Origin of the sequence: Streptococcus infantis (genome assembly GCF_047463655.1) — a bacterium.
GTDB classification, from domain to species: domain Bacteria; phylum Bacillota; class Bacilli; order Lactobacillales; family Streptococcaceae; genus Streptococcus; species Streptococcus infantis_Z.
The window spans coordinates 1-15,177 of sequence record NZ_JASHDM010000011.1; the positions used below are offsets into that span (position 1 = coordinate 1).

Genomic DNA, 15,177 nt, shown 5'->3' on the forward strand with positions numbered 1-15,177 from the left:
TAAAATTGCCACCTCAGAACTTGCCTTACTCACATCAATCCCAAATACTGTACGCATGATATTACCTCTTTTGTCTTGAATAATTCCGTGTTTTAGTGATTTTATTTTCAATACGCGACGTCTAGCGTCCCACATACTTTGATCAAATTCCACCTAAAACAGGTGTCTTTCCAGTTTGTCAAGCGACGTCTAGCGCCAAAGAGCCCTACGACTTTACAAGACACCTCTACTTTAACATAAAGAAAAAGTAGTGAGTACTCTCTCCCGTCGGAGATTTTCTCACTACTAATCTTAGTATGTTTGTCAACTGTAGTGGGTTGAATAAAAGCTAACATCTGGAGAGGACAATCGTTGTCCTCTCCATTTTTATATTCAGAGCGATGAAAATTCGTTTCTTAAAGTTGTTAAAGTTCCGGAAGCCAAATGCATTGCGTTTGATGAATTTAATGAGATTATTCGTTACTTCTAATTTGGCATTGGAGTAGGATAATTGAAGTGCGTTGACGATTTTCTCTTTATCCTTAAGAAATGTTTTAAAGACAGTCTGAAAAAGAGGATGAATCTTTTTTAGATTGTCCTCAATGAGTCCGAAAAATTTGTCAGGCTCTTTATTCTGAAAGTGAAAAATCAAGAGTTGATAGAGAGTATAGTGGTGTTTCAAGTCTTTTGAATAGCTCAAAAGCTTGCTTAGAATCTCTTTATTCGTTAAGTACATGCGAAAAGTAGGACGATAAAATCGCTTATCGCTGAGTTTACGACTATCCTGTTGAATGAGCTTCCAGTAGCGCTTGATAGCTTTGTATTCATGGGATTTTCTATCAAATTGATTCATGATTTGAACACGGACACGACTCATAGCACGGCTAAGATGTTGCACAATGTGAAAACGATCTAGAACGATTTTAGCATAAGGAAAAAGCTGTTTAGCCAAGTTATAGTAAGGACTAAACATATCCATAGTAATGATTTTCACCTGACAGCGAACGGCTCTATCGTAGCGCAGAAAGTGATTTCGGATGATAGTCTGGGTTCTACCTTCAAGCACGGTGATAATGTTGAGATTGTCAAAATCTTGTGCAATGAAACTCATCTTTCCCTTGGTAAAAGAATACTCGTCCCAAGACATAATCTCAGGAAGTCGGCTAAAGTCATGCTTAAAGTGAAAGTCATTTAACTTGCGAATGACAGTTGAAGTTGAAATGGCCAGCTGATGATCAATATCGGTCATAGAAGTCTTCTCAATCAACTTTTGCGCAATCTTTTGGTTGATAATACGAGGGATTTGATGATTTTTCTTGACGATAGAAGTCTCAGAGACCATCATTTTCGAGCACTGATAGCACTTGAAACGGCGTTTTCTAAGGAGGATTCTAGTAGGCATACCAGTCGTTTCGAGGTAAGGAATTTTCGACGGTTTTTGGAAGTCATATTTCTTCATTTGACTTCCGCAATCAGGACAAGATGGAGCCTCATAATCCAGTTTAGCGATGATTTCTTTGTGAGTATCCATATTGATGATATCTAGAATTTTGATGTTTGGGTCTTTGATATCGAGTAGTTTTGTGATAAAATGTAATTGTTCCATATGAATCTTTCTAATGAGTTGTTTAGTCGCTTTTCATTATAGGTCATATGGGACTTTTTTTCTACAACAAAATAGGCTCCATAATATCTATAGGGGATTTACCCACTACAAATATTATAGAGCCGATAATATGCGTTTTATCATAGACAGATCTATTTCATTTTCTACTATAGTTGATTGAAATAAGATATGAACAAAGAGGTTAGGAAAGTCAAAACAATGTCTAATAAATGTTTTAGAATCCATGACGTGCTACTCTAAGTTCAATCCACTATAAAATTAAGTTTTTGACTAGCCTCTGAATGATTACTGAAGATTAACCTTGTTTCTCAAGATGTAGTAGGTTCCGAGATAGAAAACTGCGATGAGGATTAGGTCTTTGAAGATTTCATAAGTAAGCATCATATTGTAATGGTTACCAAAATTTAAGAAGAGATCACTGAAACCAAGGACAACATGAATGACAATATAGGCTAAAACGGCAAGAGCTGTGCGGTATTCATTAAAGAGTTGTCCGATAGAGATTGCCAAGTAGATGCAAAGGATGCTTGCTACAGTGCTAAGGATGAATGAAATCAGAGATAAGCTGATACTGTCTAGGTACTGTTGGAACAAGTCTTTAAAAGCAAGGAAATCAACAGAATTAGGCTCAATGATCACAAGAATGATATAAATGCTCAGAACCAAGACTGCTGAACTGATCAGAGACCAAATGAAGGCTCCCAAGAGTTTGGCTAAGATAATCTGGTGTTCGGAAACTGGCAAGGTCAAAGTGAGATAACCTTGTCGGTCATAGACACTACCCTTGAAGCGACGGATGATCAAAATCAAGGTTGAAATCCCAAGCGTAATCATCAAGCCACCAAACACGAGTGCTAGAAAAATAAGTAGAATAGGTTGACTTTCTTTGATAGGTAGATTGTTATAGGTCTTTGCTTGAATTCCTATAAGAGCAGAAAGTGCCAACACAGCACCATAGAGGGCTAAATACCATTTGTTAACATTTTTAAATTCATAACGAACTAAATTCCAAAACATAATAATCTCCTTTATCTAGGCTTTGAATTCATGACGGAAGAGTTGGTCGATAGACTCTCCAGACTCATAGCGAATATCATCAACATTTCCTTGACGGACGACTTTTCCGTCCTTGAGGAAGACAATCTCATCCAAGATTGGTTCGATGTCTGAAATCAAGTGAGTTGAAATCAAGACAGTCGAAGTTGGAGAGTAGTTGTTGATGATGGTGTTCAAGATATAGTCACGAGCTGCTGGGTCGACACCACCGATTGGTTCATCAAGGACGTATAGACGAGCATCACGACTCATGACAAGGATCAACTGAACCTTTTCTTTGTTCCCTTTTGAGAGTTTCTTGAAACGGCTATTCTCATCGATGCCAAGGTCACGAAGGAGACCTTGAGCACGTTCCAGATTAAAATCTTGGTAGAAGGTCTTGAAATAAGTGAGAGCTTCCTTGACCTTCATCTGCTCGTTGAGGTAGGTCGTATCAGGAAGATAAGAAACAATTGCTTTAGTTGTTGGGCTTGGTTCCATGCCATTGATGAGGATACGCCCTTCCTCTGGCTGTAGCAAGCCGTTGATTAGTTTAATCAAGGTTGTCTTTCCAGAACCGTTTGGACCAAGGAGGCCAACGATTTTTCCAGCTGGAATTTCAAGGGAAACATTTGTAAGAGCAGGACTTGCTCCATAGGATTTTGACACATTTTCAAATGCTAACAAGGTCATAGTTTAAACTCCTTCAATATAATCTCTCAAAACAGTCGGTAGTTCTTCTTTTTCATAGCCGAATTCTACCATGCCTGTTACAAACTGTTGCAGCTGTTCTTCTGACAGTTGCTTACGGGATTGGAGGATCAAGTCCAAATCCTCTGTGACAAAGCGTCCAGATGTCCGCTTGGTATAGACAAAGCCTTCTCTCTCCAAGTCCGATAGGGCGCGCTGGATGGTGTTGGGATTGACCCCTGCCTCGCTTGCCAATTCTCTAACGGTTGGAAGCTGTTGATTGGGCTCAAGTTTATGGGAAATAATCTGCAATTTGATTTTCTCCATAATCTGCAAATAAATGGGTTTATTGTTATCAAATGTCCAAGACATCACGATCTCCTTTCTAATTACCTTTGTGTTAATTCAATAATACAACAAAACAAAAAACTTGTCAAGCCAAAAGGAGAATTATTTTGGGAATCTCTTAAAAAATGGTATAATGAAAAGAAAACGACAAGGAGGGAAAGGCATGCGTTGTCCAAAATGTGGCGCTACAAAATCAAGTGTGATCGATAGTCGCCAGGCTGAAGAAGGAAATACAATCAGAAGAAGACGTGAGTGTGAAGAGTGTCAGCATCGTTTTACAACCTATGAACGTGTTGAAGAGAGAACACTAGTTGTGGTCAAAAAAGATGGTACACGGGAACAATTTTCAAGAGATAAAATCTTTAACGGGATTATTCGTTCAGCCCAGAAACGTCCAGTGTCTAGTGATGAAATTGGCATGGTGGTCAATCGCATCGAACAAAAACTCCGTAGTCGCAATGAAAATGAAATTCAGAGTGAGGTTATTGGCTCCTTGGTTATGGAAGAGTTGGCAGAGTTAGATGAGATTACTTATGTACGTTTTGCCAGCGTTTACCGTAGCTTTAAGGATGTGAGTGAGCTTGAAAGCCTACTCCAGCAGATCACACAATCCTCTAAAAAGAAAAAGGAAAAATAAATGAAGCCAAATGACCGTTTTTCTTTTGTAAAGAATAATCGGGTGTCGCAAGATACCTCATCAATGGTGCAGTGCTACCTCCCGATTATCGGTCAGGAGGCGCTGAGCCTCTATCTTTATGCTGTGACTTTTTGGGATGGTGGTCAAAAGGAACATCTCTTTGCAGCCATGCTTAATCATCTGAATTTCGGGATGGATACCCTTTTAAAGGCTTTTAAAACTCTGACAGCCATGAAATTGGTGACCCTCTATCAGCAGGGGGAGGCCTATAACTTGTTAGTCCATTCTCCCTTATCAACTCAAGAATTTTTACAACATACAGTTTATCGGACCTTATTAGAAAAAATGATTGGGGATAGTGCGGTTGCAGCTATGAGACAGGAAGGTGTTGAAGGGGAACCTATCTCGGTGTCCTTGAGTCAAATCTTTCCTCAGTTATCTGAGTCTGCGAGTCAAGAAACCTCTGGCAGTCAGCCAGCAGCAGATGATTTTGATTTGGAGCATTTCCGTCAGCTTATGGCTCGCGATGGTCTTCGTTTTCAAGATGAGACTTCGGATGTTTTGGCCTTGTTTGCAATAGCAGACGAGCAGAAGTGGACCTGGTTTGAGACTTATCAAGTAGCCAAAGCGACAGCAGTGTCGCAAGTGATTTCTGTCAAACGCATCCGTGAAAAGATAGCGCAAAAGCCTGTGACTTCTGACTTTAATCCCAAGGAAGCAACCATTATCCGAGAGGCTAAGAAAAAGACAGCCTTGCAGTTCCTTGCTGAAATCAAGCAGACTCGAAAGGGAAGTATTACCCAGACTGAACGGGACCTGCTCCAGCAGATGGCAGCCTTGGGTTTGCTGGACGAAGTAATCAATGTTATCTTGCTCCTGACCTTTAATAAGGTTGATTCGGCCAATATCAATGAAAAATACGCCATGAAGGTGGCTAATGACTACGCCTATCAAAATATCCGTAGTGCAGAGGAAGCTGTCCTCCGTATTCGTGAACGTGGCCAAAAAGCAAAAACGCAAAAGCAGAATCAGACAGCCCCAACAAAAACCAATGTGCCTAAATGGAGCAATCCTGAATATAAGAATGAAACTAGCGAAGAAACTCGCTTAGAACTAGAACGTAAGAAAAAAGAAATGTTAGCTCGATTAGAAAAAGGAGGAGACTAGATGGAAAGTGTCGGAGACGTACTCAAGCGTCAACCAAGCCGATTTCAGTATCAAGATTTGGTCCAGCAAATTGTGAAAGACCCTGATGTTGCGGCCTTTATCCAGAAAGAATCTCTCAGTCAGGAGGAGTTAAACCGTAGTATTTCCAAGTTTAACCAATACATCACTGAGAGAGATAAGTTCCTCCGAGGAGATACAGACTATATCGCGCGTGGTTACAAGCCTATCCTAGTCATGAATTATGGCTATGCAGATGTCTCTTATGAAGAAACTCCAGAGCTAATCGCGGCAGAAAAAGAAGCGGCGATTAAAAACCGTCTCAAGCTAATCAATCTTCCAGCTAGTCTTAAAAAAGCTAGCCTAGCTCAAGTTGATTTAGATGATTTGGGGCGCTTGTCCGTTTTTGAAAAGCTCCTAGCCTTTGTGGAGCAATATCCAGCTATTCGGAAAGGTCTGTACTTATATGGAGACTTTGGTGTGGGGAAAAGTTTCATGGTAGCTGCCCTAGCCCATGATTTGTCAGAAAAACGTGGCGTTTCATCAACTCTCCTCCACTATCCTAGCTTTGTCATCGATGTCAAAAATGCCATCGGTGATGGCAATGTTAAGACTTTGGTAGATGAGATTAAGCTGGCTGAAGTCTTGATTTTAGATGATATTGGTGCCGAGCAATCAACAGCTTGGGTGCGTGACGAGATTCTGCAGGTCATTCTCCAATATCGCATGCAGGAAGATTTACCGACCTTTTTCACCTCCAACTTCAATTTTGAAGATTTGGAGAAGCATTTCGCTAAAGGGAAAAATGGAAATGACGAAACTTGGGAAGCCAGACGCGTCATGGAACGCATTCGTTATTTAGCAGAGGAAACCAGACTTGAAGGAGAAAACCGCCGATGACAGAAACAATCAAATTAATGAAGGCTCATACTTCAGTGCGTAGATTTAAGGAGCAAGAGATTCCCCAAGAAGATTTAAATACCATTTTGTCTGCAGGACAAATGGCTTCTTCTTGGAAAAATTTCCAATCGTATTCTGTGATTGTAGTTAGAAGTCAAGAAAAGAAGGATGCCTTATTTGAGTTAGTTCCTCAGGAAGCGATTCGCCAGTCTGCAGCCTTTTTACTTTTTGTTGGTGACCTAAACCGTGCAGAAAAAGGGGCTCGTCTCCATACAGATGTTTTCCAACCTCAAGGGGTGGAAGGACTCCTCATCACTTCAGTAGATGCAGCTCTAGCTGGACAAAATGCCTTGCTTGCGGCAGAAAGCCTAGGCTATGGCGGAGTGATTATCGGTTTGGTGCGTTACAAGTCTGTTGAATTAGCAGAATTATTCAAACTTCCAGACTATACCTATCCAGTATTTGGGATTGCACTAGGTGTGCCAAATCAAAAGCATGATGTAAAACCAAGATTGCCACTTGAGAATGTTGTCTTTGAGGAAGAATACCAAGAGCAGTCAACTGAGGCAATCGAAGCCTATGACCGTGTACAGACTGAATATGCAGGTGCGCGTGCGACTACAACTTGGAGTCAACGTTTGGCAGAGCAATTCGGCAATCCAGAACCAAGCTCGACTCGAGAAAATCTTGAGCAGAAAAAGTTATTGTAGAAAGTGAGAAAACATGGCCTTACCAACTGTTGCCATTGTGGGACGTCCCAATGTTGGGAAATCAACCCTATTTAACCGTATCGCGGGAGAACGCATCTCAATCGTAGAAGATGTTGAAGGTGTAACGCGAGATCGTATCTATGCCACAGGTGAGTGGCTTAACCGTTCTTTTAGTATGATTGATACTGGAGGAATCGATGATGTCGATGCTCCGTTTATGGAACAAATCAAACACCAGGCAGAAATTGCCATGGAAGAAGCAGATGTTATCGTCTTTGTCGTGTCAGGTAAAGAAGGAATTACAGATGCGGACGAATACGTTGCCCGTAAACTTTATAAAACTCATAAACCAGTTATCCTAGCCGTTAACAAGGTTGACAACCCTGAGATGCGAAATGATATCTTTGATTTCTATGCTCTAGGTTTGGGTGAACCACTACCGATTTCATCTGTTCATGGTATCGGGACAGGGGATGTACTGGATGCTATCGTTGAAAATCTCCCACATGAAGTCGAAGAAGAAAATCCAGATGTTATTAAATTCAGCTTGATTGGTCGTCCAAATGTCGGAAAATCTAGCTTGATCAATGCCATTTTGGGAGAAGATCGCGTCATTGCCAGCCCTGTCGCTGGTACCACTCGTGACGCCATTGACACTCATTTTACAGATGCTGACGGTCAAGAGTTTACCATGATTGATACTGCTGGTATGCGTAAATCTGGTAAAGTCTATGAAAATACTGAGAAATACTCTGTCATGCGTGCCATGCGTGCTATTGACCGTTCAGATGTAGTTTTGATGGTCCTCAATGCCGAAGAAGGTACTCGTGAGTATGACAAGCGTATCGCTGGATTTGCCCATGAAGCTGGTAAAGGGATGATTATCGTGGTCAATAAGTGGGATACGCTTGAAAAAGATAACCGCACCATGAAAAACTGGGAGGAAGATATCCGTGAGCAGTTCCAATACCTGCCTTACGCACCGATTATCTTTGTATCAGCTTTGACCAAGCAACGTCTCCACAAGTTGCCTGAGATGATCAAGCAAATCAGCGAGAGTCAAAATACCCGTATCCCATCAGCTGTCTTGAATGATGTGATTATGGATGCTATCGCCATCAATCCAACACCGACAGACAAAGGGAAACGCCTCAAGATTTTCTATGCGACACAAGTGGCAACCAAACCACCAACCTTTGTTATCTTTGTGAATGAAGAAGAACTCATGCACTTCTCTTACTTGCGTTTCTTGGAAAATCAAATCCGCAAGGCCTTTGTCTTTGAAGGAACACCGATTCATCTGATCGCAAGAAAACGGAAATAAAAAAGCAGAATCTGGAAGGATATTTCCAGATTTTTTGCTATAATAAAATAAGGAAAGCGTTGGAGAGGTAAGGAGATGGAAAAACTATTAAAATTCTTGATTTTGGCACCCTACTTTTACTTTTTTCGTTGGCAAGGGAAGGTACAGCCAGGAAGTAAGTACTTTTCTGTCTTTTACTATTTTTATTGGTTTTATTTACCTTTAATGGCTTTGTTTAGTTTAACCTTCACTCTTTTTTCGCTAGTCTTATTTAACTTTATTTTACAAGAACCAAGGGATCTTGCTAGATGGGTGATTTGGCTACTTTTAGTCCTTTTATCCTTAGTCAATGACTGGAAAATCTATGCTTGTCTAAAATTTATGAATAAGCTGCGATTGGAAAAGAAGAAATCCAGTCTTCCTTGAAAGAAATAGGAAAGATTGTACCTGAAAGAAAACTAGCCTTGGAAGAGGGATTTTAAGGGAACTAATCACCTTGGTTAGCCCTTTTTTCGTCCTAAGGGAAAACGGAATATTTCTTGAAAAAATTGGGCAAATATGCTACAATAAAAAGAACATTCTAAAATATTCAGAATTTAAAGTAAGGAAAAAAATGGCAAATTTATTAAAAACAATCATCGAAAATGATAAAGGAGAGATTCGTCGTCTGGAAAAGATGGCGGACAAAGTCCTAAAATATGAAGATGAAATGGCTGCGTTAACAGACGAGCAATTGCAAGCAAAAACAGAAGAATTCAAACAACGCTACCAAAATGGTGAGACTCTTGACCAACTTTTGTATGAGGCGTTTGCTGTTGTACGCGAGGGAGCTAAGCGTGTTCTTGGTCTTTTCCCGTATAAGGTTCAGGTTATGGGGGGAATCGTTCTTCACCATGGTGACGTTCCTGAGATGCGTACTGGTGAGGGGAAAACCTTGACAGCGACGATGCCTGTATACCTCAATGCTCTTTCAGGAAAAGGGGTTCACGTAGTTACGGTCAATGAATACCTTTCTGAACGTGATGCGACTGAGATGGGTGAATTGTACTCATGGCTTGGCTTGTCAGTAGGGATCAACTTGGCAGCTAAATCTCCAATGGAGAAAAAAGAAGCTTATGAGTGTGATATCACTTATTCAACCAACTCAGAAATTGGATTTGACTACCTCCGTGATAACATGGTCGTTCGTGCGGAGAATATGGTTCAACGTCCACTCAACTACGCTTTGGTCGATGAGGTCGACTCAATCTTGATTGACGAAGCTCGTACTCCTTTGATTGTTTCAGGGGCCAATGCAGTTGAAACAAGCCAACTCTACCATATGGCTGACCATTTTGTGAAGTCTTTGGATAAGGATGACTATATCATTGATATTCAGTCTAAGACGATTGGTCTATCTGATTCTGGTATTGACAAGGCCGAAAGCTACTTCAATCTAAGCAACCTCTACGACATTGAAAATGTTGCTCTGACTCACTTTATCGACAACGCCCTTCGTGCCAACTACATCATGCTTCTTGATATTGACTATGTGGTCAGCGAAGAGCAGGAAATCTTGATTGTCGACCAATTTACAGGTCGTACTATGGAAGGTCGTCGTTATTCTGATGGCTTGCACCAAGCGATTGAAGCTAAAGAAGGTGTGCCAATCCAAGATGAAACCAAGACTTCAGCTTCTATCACCTACCAAAACCTCTTCCGTATGTACAAGAAGTTGTCTGGTATGACAGGTACTGGTAAGACTGAGGAAGAAGAATTCCGCGAAATCTACAATATTCGTGTTATTCCTATCCCAACAAACCGTCCAGTTCAACGTATTGACCATCCAGATGTACTTTATGCTAGTCTTGAAGCTAAATTTAAGGCTGTTGTCGAAGATGTAAAAGCTCGCTACCAAAAAGGTCAACCTGTCTTGGTTGGTACGGTTGCTGTTGAAACCAGTGATTATATTTCTAAAAAATTGGTAGCTGCAGGTGTTCCTCACGAAGTATTGAATGCCAAGAACCACTACAAAGAAGCTCAAATCATCATGAATGCTGGCCAACGTGGTGCAGTTACAATCGCGACCAACATGGCCGGTCGTGGTACTGATATTAAGCTTGGTGAAGGTGTTCGTGAACTTGGTGGACTTTGTGTCATTGGTACAGAACGCCATGAAAGTCGTCGTATCGATAACCAGCTTCGTGGACGTTCAGGACGTCAAGGGGATCCAGGGGAATCTCAATTCTACCTTTCTCTTGAAGATGATTTGATGAAACGTTTCGGTTCAGAGCGCTTGAAGGGTGTCTTTGAACGTCTCAATATGTCAGACGAAGCGATCAAATCTCGTATGTTGACACGTCAGGTTGAAGCAGCACAAAAACGTGTTGAAGGAAACAACTACGACACACGTAAACAAGTCCTTCAATACGATGATGTCATGCGTGAGCAACGTGAGATTATCTACTCACAACGTTACGATGTCATCACTGCTGATCGCGACTTGGCTCCTGAGATTCATGCGATGATTAAACGCACCATTAATCGTGTTGTTGATAATCATGCGCGTGCTAAACAAGATGAAAAACTAGAGGCTATCTTGAATTTTGCAAGATACAACTTGCTTCCAGAAGATTCAATTTCACTTTCAGACCTAGAAGGTTTGTCAGACCAAGCAATCAAAGATGAACTTTACCAACGTGCCTTGCAAGTCTACGATAGCCAAGTTGCTAAGCTTCGAGATGAGGAAGCTGTTAAAGAATTCCAAAAAGTCTTGATCCTACGTGTTGTAGACAACAAGTGGACAGACCATATCGATGCTCTTGATCAGTTGCGTAATGCTGTTGGCCTTCGTGGTTATGCACAAAACAACCCTGTCGTTGAGTATCAAGCAGAAGGTTTCCGTATGTTTAATGATATGATCGGTTCCATTGAGTTTGATGTGACTCGTTTGATGATGAAAGCACAAATTCATGAACAAGAGCGTCCACAAGCAGAGCGTCATATCAGTACTACAGCGGCTCGTAATATTGCTGCACAACAGACTGAGCTTCCTGCAGATTTGGATCTTAGCCAAGTTAAGCGTAATGACTTGTGTCCATGTGGTTCTGGTAAGAAATTTAAAAACTGTCACGGTAAACGACGTTAAGAATGACTAATTTTCAGGCGGATGCCTAGTGAAAAGTGAATTTTCGCTTGGCATCCGTTTGCTTTATAAGGAGGATGAATCATGGTATTTACAGCCAAAAGCCCTAAAATTAATATTGAAGAAGTTCGTAGTTTGTCTAAATTAGAAGGACAAGCACTTGCCAATAAACAACAACGCGATCAAGAACTTGAAGCGATTATTCGTGGTGAAGATCAACGCATTTTGTTAGTGATTGGTCCGTGTTCGTCTGACAATGAAGAAGCAGTTCTTGAGTATGCCAAGCGTTTGGCAAAACTGCAAGAAGAAGTAAAAGACCGCGTCTTTATGGTCATGCGTGTCTACACTGCTAAACCACGTACTAATGGTGATGGCTATAAGGGCTTGATTCACCAACCAAATGCCAAAGAAGCACCTAGTCTCATTAATGGGATCAAGGCGGTTCGTCATCTTCATTACCGTGTTATTTCTGAAACAGGAATGACGACCGCGGATGAAATGTTGTACCCAGAAAACCTTCCTTTGGTAGATGACTTGATTTCTTACATGGCAGTTGGAGCTCGTTCGGTTGAAGACCAACAACACCGTTTTGTAGCTAGTGGAGCAGATTTTGCGACAGGTTTTAAAAATCCAACGTCTGGAAATCTCAATGTCATGTTCAACGGTATTTATGCGGCTCAAAACAAACAAAGTTTCCTTTTCCTAGGGAAAGAAGTTGAAACGACTGGAAATCCTCTATCGCACGCTATTCTCCGTGGTGCCCTCAATGAATACGGGAAAAATATTCCTAACTACTACTATGATAATTTGATGGATACCATTGCCCAGTATGAAAAGATGGGCCTTGAAAATCCATTTATCATCATTGATACCAACCATGATAACTCAGGCAAGCAGTATATGGATCAGATTCGCATCGTTCGTCAGACCTTGATTAACCGCGATTGGAATGAAAAGATTAAAAAATATGTTCGTGGTTTCATGATTGAGTCTTATCTAGAAGACGGTCGTCAAAATGAACCAGAGGTCTTTGGGAAATCTATCACCGATCCATGTCTAGGATGGGAAAATACTGAGGCTCTTGTGCGTGAAATCTACCAAAGACTAGGAGAATAATATGGCATTTATTGAAAAAGGTCAAGAGATTGATATTGAAGCGATTAAGGCGGAAACACAGTTATCTGCAAAAGCCTTGCAACATAAGGAAAGCCGTGACCAGGAACTAGCAGACATCCTTTCAGGAAAGGATGACCGAATCTTGTTGGTCATTGGACCTTGTTCGTCTGACAATGAAGAAGCAGTTCTTGAGTATGCTCGCCGTTTGGCAGACTTGCAGAAGAAAGTTGCGGATAAGATTTTCATGGTCATGCGTGTTTACACAGCCAAGCCACGCACCAATGGAGATGGCTACAAGGGTTTGGTTCATCAGCCAGATACTTCTAAAGCACCAAGTTTGATTAATGGTTTGCAGGCTGTACGTCAGCTTCATTATCGTGTTATTACAGAAACTGGATTGACTACAGCAGATGAAATGCTTTATCCATCCAATCTAGTTTTAGTTGACGACTTGGTGAGCTACCATGCCGTGGGTGCGCGTTCAGTAGAAGACCAAGAACACCGTTTTGTAGCTTCAGGGATTGATGCACCAGTGGGGATGAAAAATCCAACCTCAGGAAATCTATCTGTTATGTTTAATGCCATCTATGCTGCACAAAATAAGCAAACATTTCTTTACCATGGACAAGAAGTTGAGACTTCAGGTAATCCCCTGGCCCACGTTATCCTTCGTGGAGCTATGAATGAATATGGGAAGAATGAACCAAACTTCTACTATGAAACTCTCTTAGATGCTATCGGCCGTTACGAGTCTATGGGGCTTGAAAATCCCTTTATCATGATTGATACTAACCATGATAATTCAGGGAAACAATATATGGAGCAAGTTCGAATTGTTCGTCAGGCTCTGCTCAACCGTGACTGGAATGAAAAGATCAAGAAGACAGTTCGAGGTTTCATGATTGAATCTTACTTGGCAGATGGTCGCCAAAATCAACCAGAAATCTTTGGTTGTTCTATTACAGACCCATGTCTAGGATGGGAAAACACAGTAGCCTTGGTAGAAGAAATCTATACTACCTTAACAAAATAAGTGAAAAGGATGGAGTTGGGGAAACCTCAACTCTTTTTGACGAAAATGATAGTTGGACACGGAATCGATATCGAAGCATTAGCTTCCATACAAAATGCAGTTAAAAAAAGAGAAGGCTTTGCGCAGCGTGTGTTGACAGACAAGGAATTGAAGCGTTTTGCCAGTCTCAAAGGTCGTAGACAGATTGAGTATTTGGCTGGTCGTTGGTCAGCTAAAGAAGCTTTTTCAAAGGCTATGGGAACGGGTATTGGAAAGCTAGGATTTCAGGATTTGGAAATTTTGAACAATGAGAGAGGTGCTCCCTACTTCAGCAAATCCCCGTTTTCAGGAAAAGTTTGGCTATCTATCAGCCATACAGATCAGTTTGTGACAGCTAGTGTTATTTTGGAGGAAGATTATGAAAACTAGTCCACATAGACCAACCAAGGCCCTTATTCATCTAGAAGTAATTCGCTACAATATCCAACAAATGGGAGCGCACATTCCCCAAGATACCCTCAAATGGGCAGTTGTAAAAGCCAATGCATACGGACACGGAGCGGTAGCTGTTGCTACGGCTATCCAGGATGACGTTGATGGTTTTTGCGTTTCTAATATCGATGAAGCCATCGAGCTTCGTCAGGCAGGAATTTCTAAGAAGATTCTTATTTTAGGAGTATCTGAGGTTGAATCTCTTTCATTGGCTAAGGACTTTGATATTACCTTGACAGTGGCTGGGTTGGAATGGATCCAGAAACTCATAGCCACAGAACCAGACTTATCTGGTTTAACCGTTCACCTTAAGATTGACTCAGGTATGGGACGAATTGGTTTTAGAAGTGCAAGCGAGGCTGAAGAAGCTCAAACTTTACTCAAGGAGCATGGAGCAAATGTTGAGGGAATCTTTACACACTTTGCAACTGCTGATGAAGAGTCGGATAGCTATTTTAAGGAACAGTTAGAGTGTTTCAAGGAAATACTTGCTGGCTTGCAAGAAGTACCAGAATTGGTTCATGCTAGTAACTCTGCAACGACTCTATGGCATGCAGAAACTATTTTCAGTGCTGTTCGCATGGGAGATTCCATGTATGGTCTCAATCCAAGCGGACAAGTTTTGGAATTGCCTTATGAACTAAAACCAGCCTTAACTTTGGAGTCAGCTATTGTTCATGTTAAAACAGTCCCAGCTGGGGCTTGTATGGGTTACGGAGCAACTTATCAAGCAGATGGTGAGCAAGTCATTGCAACGGTACCGATAGGTTATGCAGATGGTTGGACACGAGATATGCAGAATTTCTCAGTTCTGGTGGATGGACAATTGTGCCCCATCGTAGGACGTGTATCCATGGACCAAATCACCATTCGTTTGCCTAAGCTTTATCCATTGGGTACCAAGGTAACCTTGATTGGCTCAAACGGGGACAAGGAGATTACTGCAACAGAAGTAGCGGTTTATCGAGGAACCATCAATTATGAGGTGGTTTGTCTCCTCAGTGATCGAATTCCAAGAGAATATTATTAAGAAATAGAAG

Annotated in this window: 15 protein-coding genes; 11 read left to right on the plus strand and 4 right to left on the minus strand. The window is 41.2% G+C overall.

Annotated features, from left to right (window positions below):
- Positions 1 to 328: 328 nt before the first annotated feature.
- The 4 genes from QM877_RS07760 to QM877_RS07775 all read right to left on the minus strand — a co-directional run bounded on the left by QM877_RS07760 (position 329) and on the right by QM877_RS07775 (position 3,703).
- A complete protein-coding gene (locus QM877_RS07760) occupies positions 329 to 1,585 on the minus strand; it encodes an ISL3 family transposase (RefSeq protein ID WP_414318077.1) in 1,257 nt (418 codons plus the stop codon).
- A 306-nt stretch (positions 1,586 to 1,891) separates the two neighbouring features.
- Entirely contained in the window at positions 1,892 to 2,623 is a 732-nt protein-coding gene (locus QM877_RS07765; protein WP_311522948.1) for a hypothetical protein, read from the minus strand.
- A 15-nt stretch (positions 2,624 to 2,638) separates the two neighbouring features.
- On the minus strand, positions 2,639 to 3,334 hold the full coding sequence (locus tag QM877_RS07770; RefSeq protein WP_311522947.1) for an ABC transporter ATP-binding protein: 696 nt from the start codon (positions 3,332 to 3,334) through the stop codon (positions 2,639 to 2,641).
- Positions 3,335 to 3,337: 3 nt separating this feature from the next.
- Positions 3,338 to 3,703 (minus strand): GntR family transcriptional regulator, encoded by a 366-nt coding sequence (locus tag QM877_RS07775; RefSeq protein WP_000119157.1) that lies wholly within the window; start codon positions 3,701 to 3,703, stop codon positions 3,338 to 3,340.
- A 139-nt stretch (positions 3,704 to 3,842) separates the two neighbouring features.
- On the opposite strand from QM877_RS07775, the gene nrdR reads away from it, so the two are divergent.
- The 11 genes from nrdR to alr all read left to right on the plus strand — a co-directional run bounded on the left by nrdR (position 3,843) and on the right by alr (position 15,167).
- Positions 3,843 to 4,316: a transcriptional regulator NrdR gene (gene nrdR / locus QM877_RS07780; RefSeq protein WP_001203674.1), complete on the plus strand. Its 474-nt coding sequence runs from the start codon at positions 3,843 to 3,845 to the stop codon at positions 4,314 to 4,316.
- Positions 4,317 to 5,483 (plus strand): DnaD domain protein, encoded by a 1,167-nt coding sequence (locus QM877_RS07785; protein ID WP_414318078.1) that lies wholly within the window; start codon positions 4,317 to 4,319, stop codon positions 5,481 to 5,483.
- Complete coding sequence (gene dnaI / locus QM877_RS07790; protein ID WP_414318079.1) at positions 5,484 to 6,380, plus strand: primosomal protein DnaI; 897 nt, start codon at positions 5,484 to 5,486, stop codon at positions 6,378 to 6,380.
- Positions 6,377 to 7,090, plus strand: a complete 714-nt coding sequence (locus QM877_RS07795) for an NADPH-dependent oxidoreductase (RefSeq protein WP_414318080.1) — start codon at positions 6,377 to 6,379, stop codon at positions 7,088 to 7,090. Before dnaI ends, QM877_RS07795 begins: the two co-directional genes overlap by 4 nt.
- 13 nt (positions 7,091 to 7,103) lie before the next feature.
- Entirely contained in the window at positions 7,104 to 8,414 is a 1,311-nt protein-coding gene (gene der / locus QM877_RS07800; protein ID WP_414318081.1) for a ribosome biogenesis GTPase Der, read from the plus strand.
- A 75-nt stretch (positions 8,415 to 8,489) separates the two neighbouring features.
- Positions 8,490 to 8,819: a hypothetical protein gene (locus QM877_RS07805; RefSeq protein WP_414318082.1), complete on the plus strand. Its 330-nt coding sequence runs from the start codon at positions 8,490 to 8,492 to the stop codon at positions 8,817 to 8,819.
- Positions 8,820 to 9,006: 187 nt separating this feature from the next.
- Positions 9,007 to 11,520: a preprotein translocase subunit SecA gene (secA, locus tag QM877_RS07810; protein ID WP_414318083.1), complete on the plus strand. Its 2,514-nt coding sequence runs from the start codon at positions 9,007 to 9,009 to the stop codon at positions 11,518 to 11,520.
- 81 nt (positions 11,521 to 11,601) lie between these two features.
- On the plus strand, positions 11,602 to 12,633 hold the full coding sequence (locus QM877_RS07815) for a 3-deoxy-7-phosphoheptulonate synthase (RefSeq protein WP_000232201.1): 1,032 nt from the start codon (positions 11,602 to 11,604) through the stop codon (positions 12,631 to 12,633).
- A gap of 1 nt (position 12,634) precedes the next feature.
- On the plus strand, positions 12,635 to 13,666 hold the full coding sequence (locus tag QM877_RS07820; RefSeq protein WP_049503924.1) for a 3-deoxy-7-phosphoheptulonate synthase: 1,032 nt from the start codon (positions 12,635 to 12,637) through the stop codon (positions 13,664 to 13,666).
- Positions 13,667 to 13,711: 45 nt separating this feature from the next.
- Complete coding sequence (gene acpS, locus QM877_RS07825; protein ID WP_373094391.1) at positions 13,712 to 14,074, plus strand: holo-ACP synthase; 363 nt, start codon at positions 13,712 to 13,714, stop codon at positions 14,072 to 14,074.
- The gene (gene alr, locus QM877_RS07830) at positions 14,064 to 15,167 is read left to right on the plus strand and encodes an alanine racemase (RefSeq protein WP_414318084.1); all 1,104 of its coding nucleotides are present in this window, start codon (positions 14,064 to 14,066) and stop codon (positions 15,165 to 15,167) included. The genes acpS and alr overlap by 11 nt, the downstream gene beginning before the upstream one ends.
- The last annotated feature ends 10 nt before the right edge of the window (positions 15,168 to 15,177 follow it).

Bases quoted from the DNA above. Each gene is read 5' to 3' on its own strand.
- QM877_RS07805 (WP_414318082.1), top strand. From the start codon at position 8,490: ATGGAAAAACTATTAAAATTCTTGATTTTGGCACCCTACTTTTACTTT.
- secA (WP_414318083.1), top strand. From the start codon at position 9,007: ATGGCAAATTTATTAAAAACAATCATCGAAAATGATAAAGGAGAGATT.
- QM877_RS07820 (WP_049503924.1), top strand. From the start codon at position 12,635: ATGGCATTTATTGAAAAAGGTCAAGAGATTGATATTGAAGCGATTAAG.
- acpS (WP_373094391.1), top strand. From the start codon at position 13,712: ATGATAGTTGGACACGGAATCGATATCGAAGCATTAGCTTCCATACAA.
- nrdR (WP_001203674.1), top strand. From the start codon at position 3,843: ATGCGTTGTCCAAAATGTGGCGCTACAAAATCAAGTGTGATCGATAGT.
- QM877_RS07760 (WP_414318077.1), bottom strand. From the start codon at position 1,585: ATGGAACAATTACATTTTATCACAAAACTACTCGATATCAAAGACCCA.
- alr (WP_414318084.1), top strand. From the start codon at position 14,064: ATGAAAACTAGTCCACATAGACCAACCAAGGCCCTTATTCATCTAGAA.
- der (WP_414318081.1), top strand. From the start codon at position 7,104: ATGGCCTTACCAACTGTTGCCATTGTGGGACGTCCCAATGTTGGGAAA.
- QM877_RS07770 (WP_311522947.1), bottom strand. From the start codon at position 3,334: ATGACCTTGTTAGCATTTGAAAATGTGTCAAAATCCTATGGAGCAAGT.
- QM877_RS07785 (WP_414318078.1), top strand. From the start codon at position 4,317: ATGAAGCCAAATGACCGTTTTTCTTTTGTAAAGAATAATCGGGTGTCG.
- QM877_RS07815 (WP_000232201.1), top strand. From the start codon at position 11,602: ATGGTATTTACAGCCAAAAGCCCTAAAATTAATATTGAAGAAGTTCGT.
- QM877_RS07775 (WP_000119157.1), bottom strand. From the start codon at position 3,703: ATGTCTTGGACATTTGATAACAATAAACCCATTTATTTGCAGATTATG.
- QM877_RS07795 (WP_414318080.1), top strand. From the start codon at position 6,377: ATGACAGAAACAATCAAATTAATGAAGGCTCATACTTCAGTGCGTAGA.
- dnaI (WP_414318079.1), top strand. From the start codon at position 5,484: ATGGAAAGTGTCGGAGACGTACTCAAGCGTCAACCAAGCCGATTTCAG.
- QM877_RS07765 (WP_311522948.1), bottom strand. From the start codon at position 2,623: ATGTTTTGGAATTTAGTTCGTTATGAATTTAAAAATGTTAACAAATGG.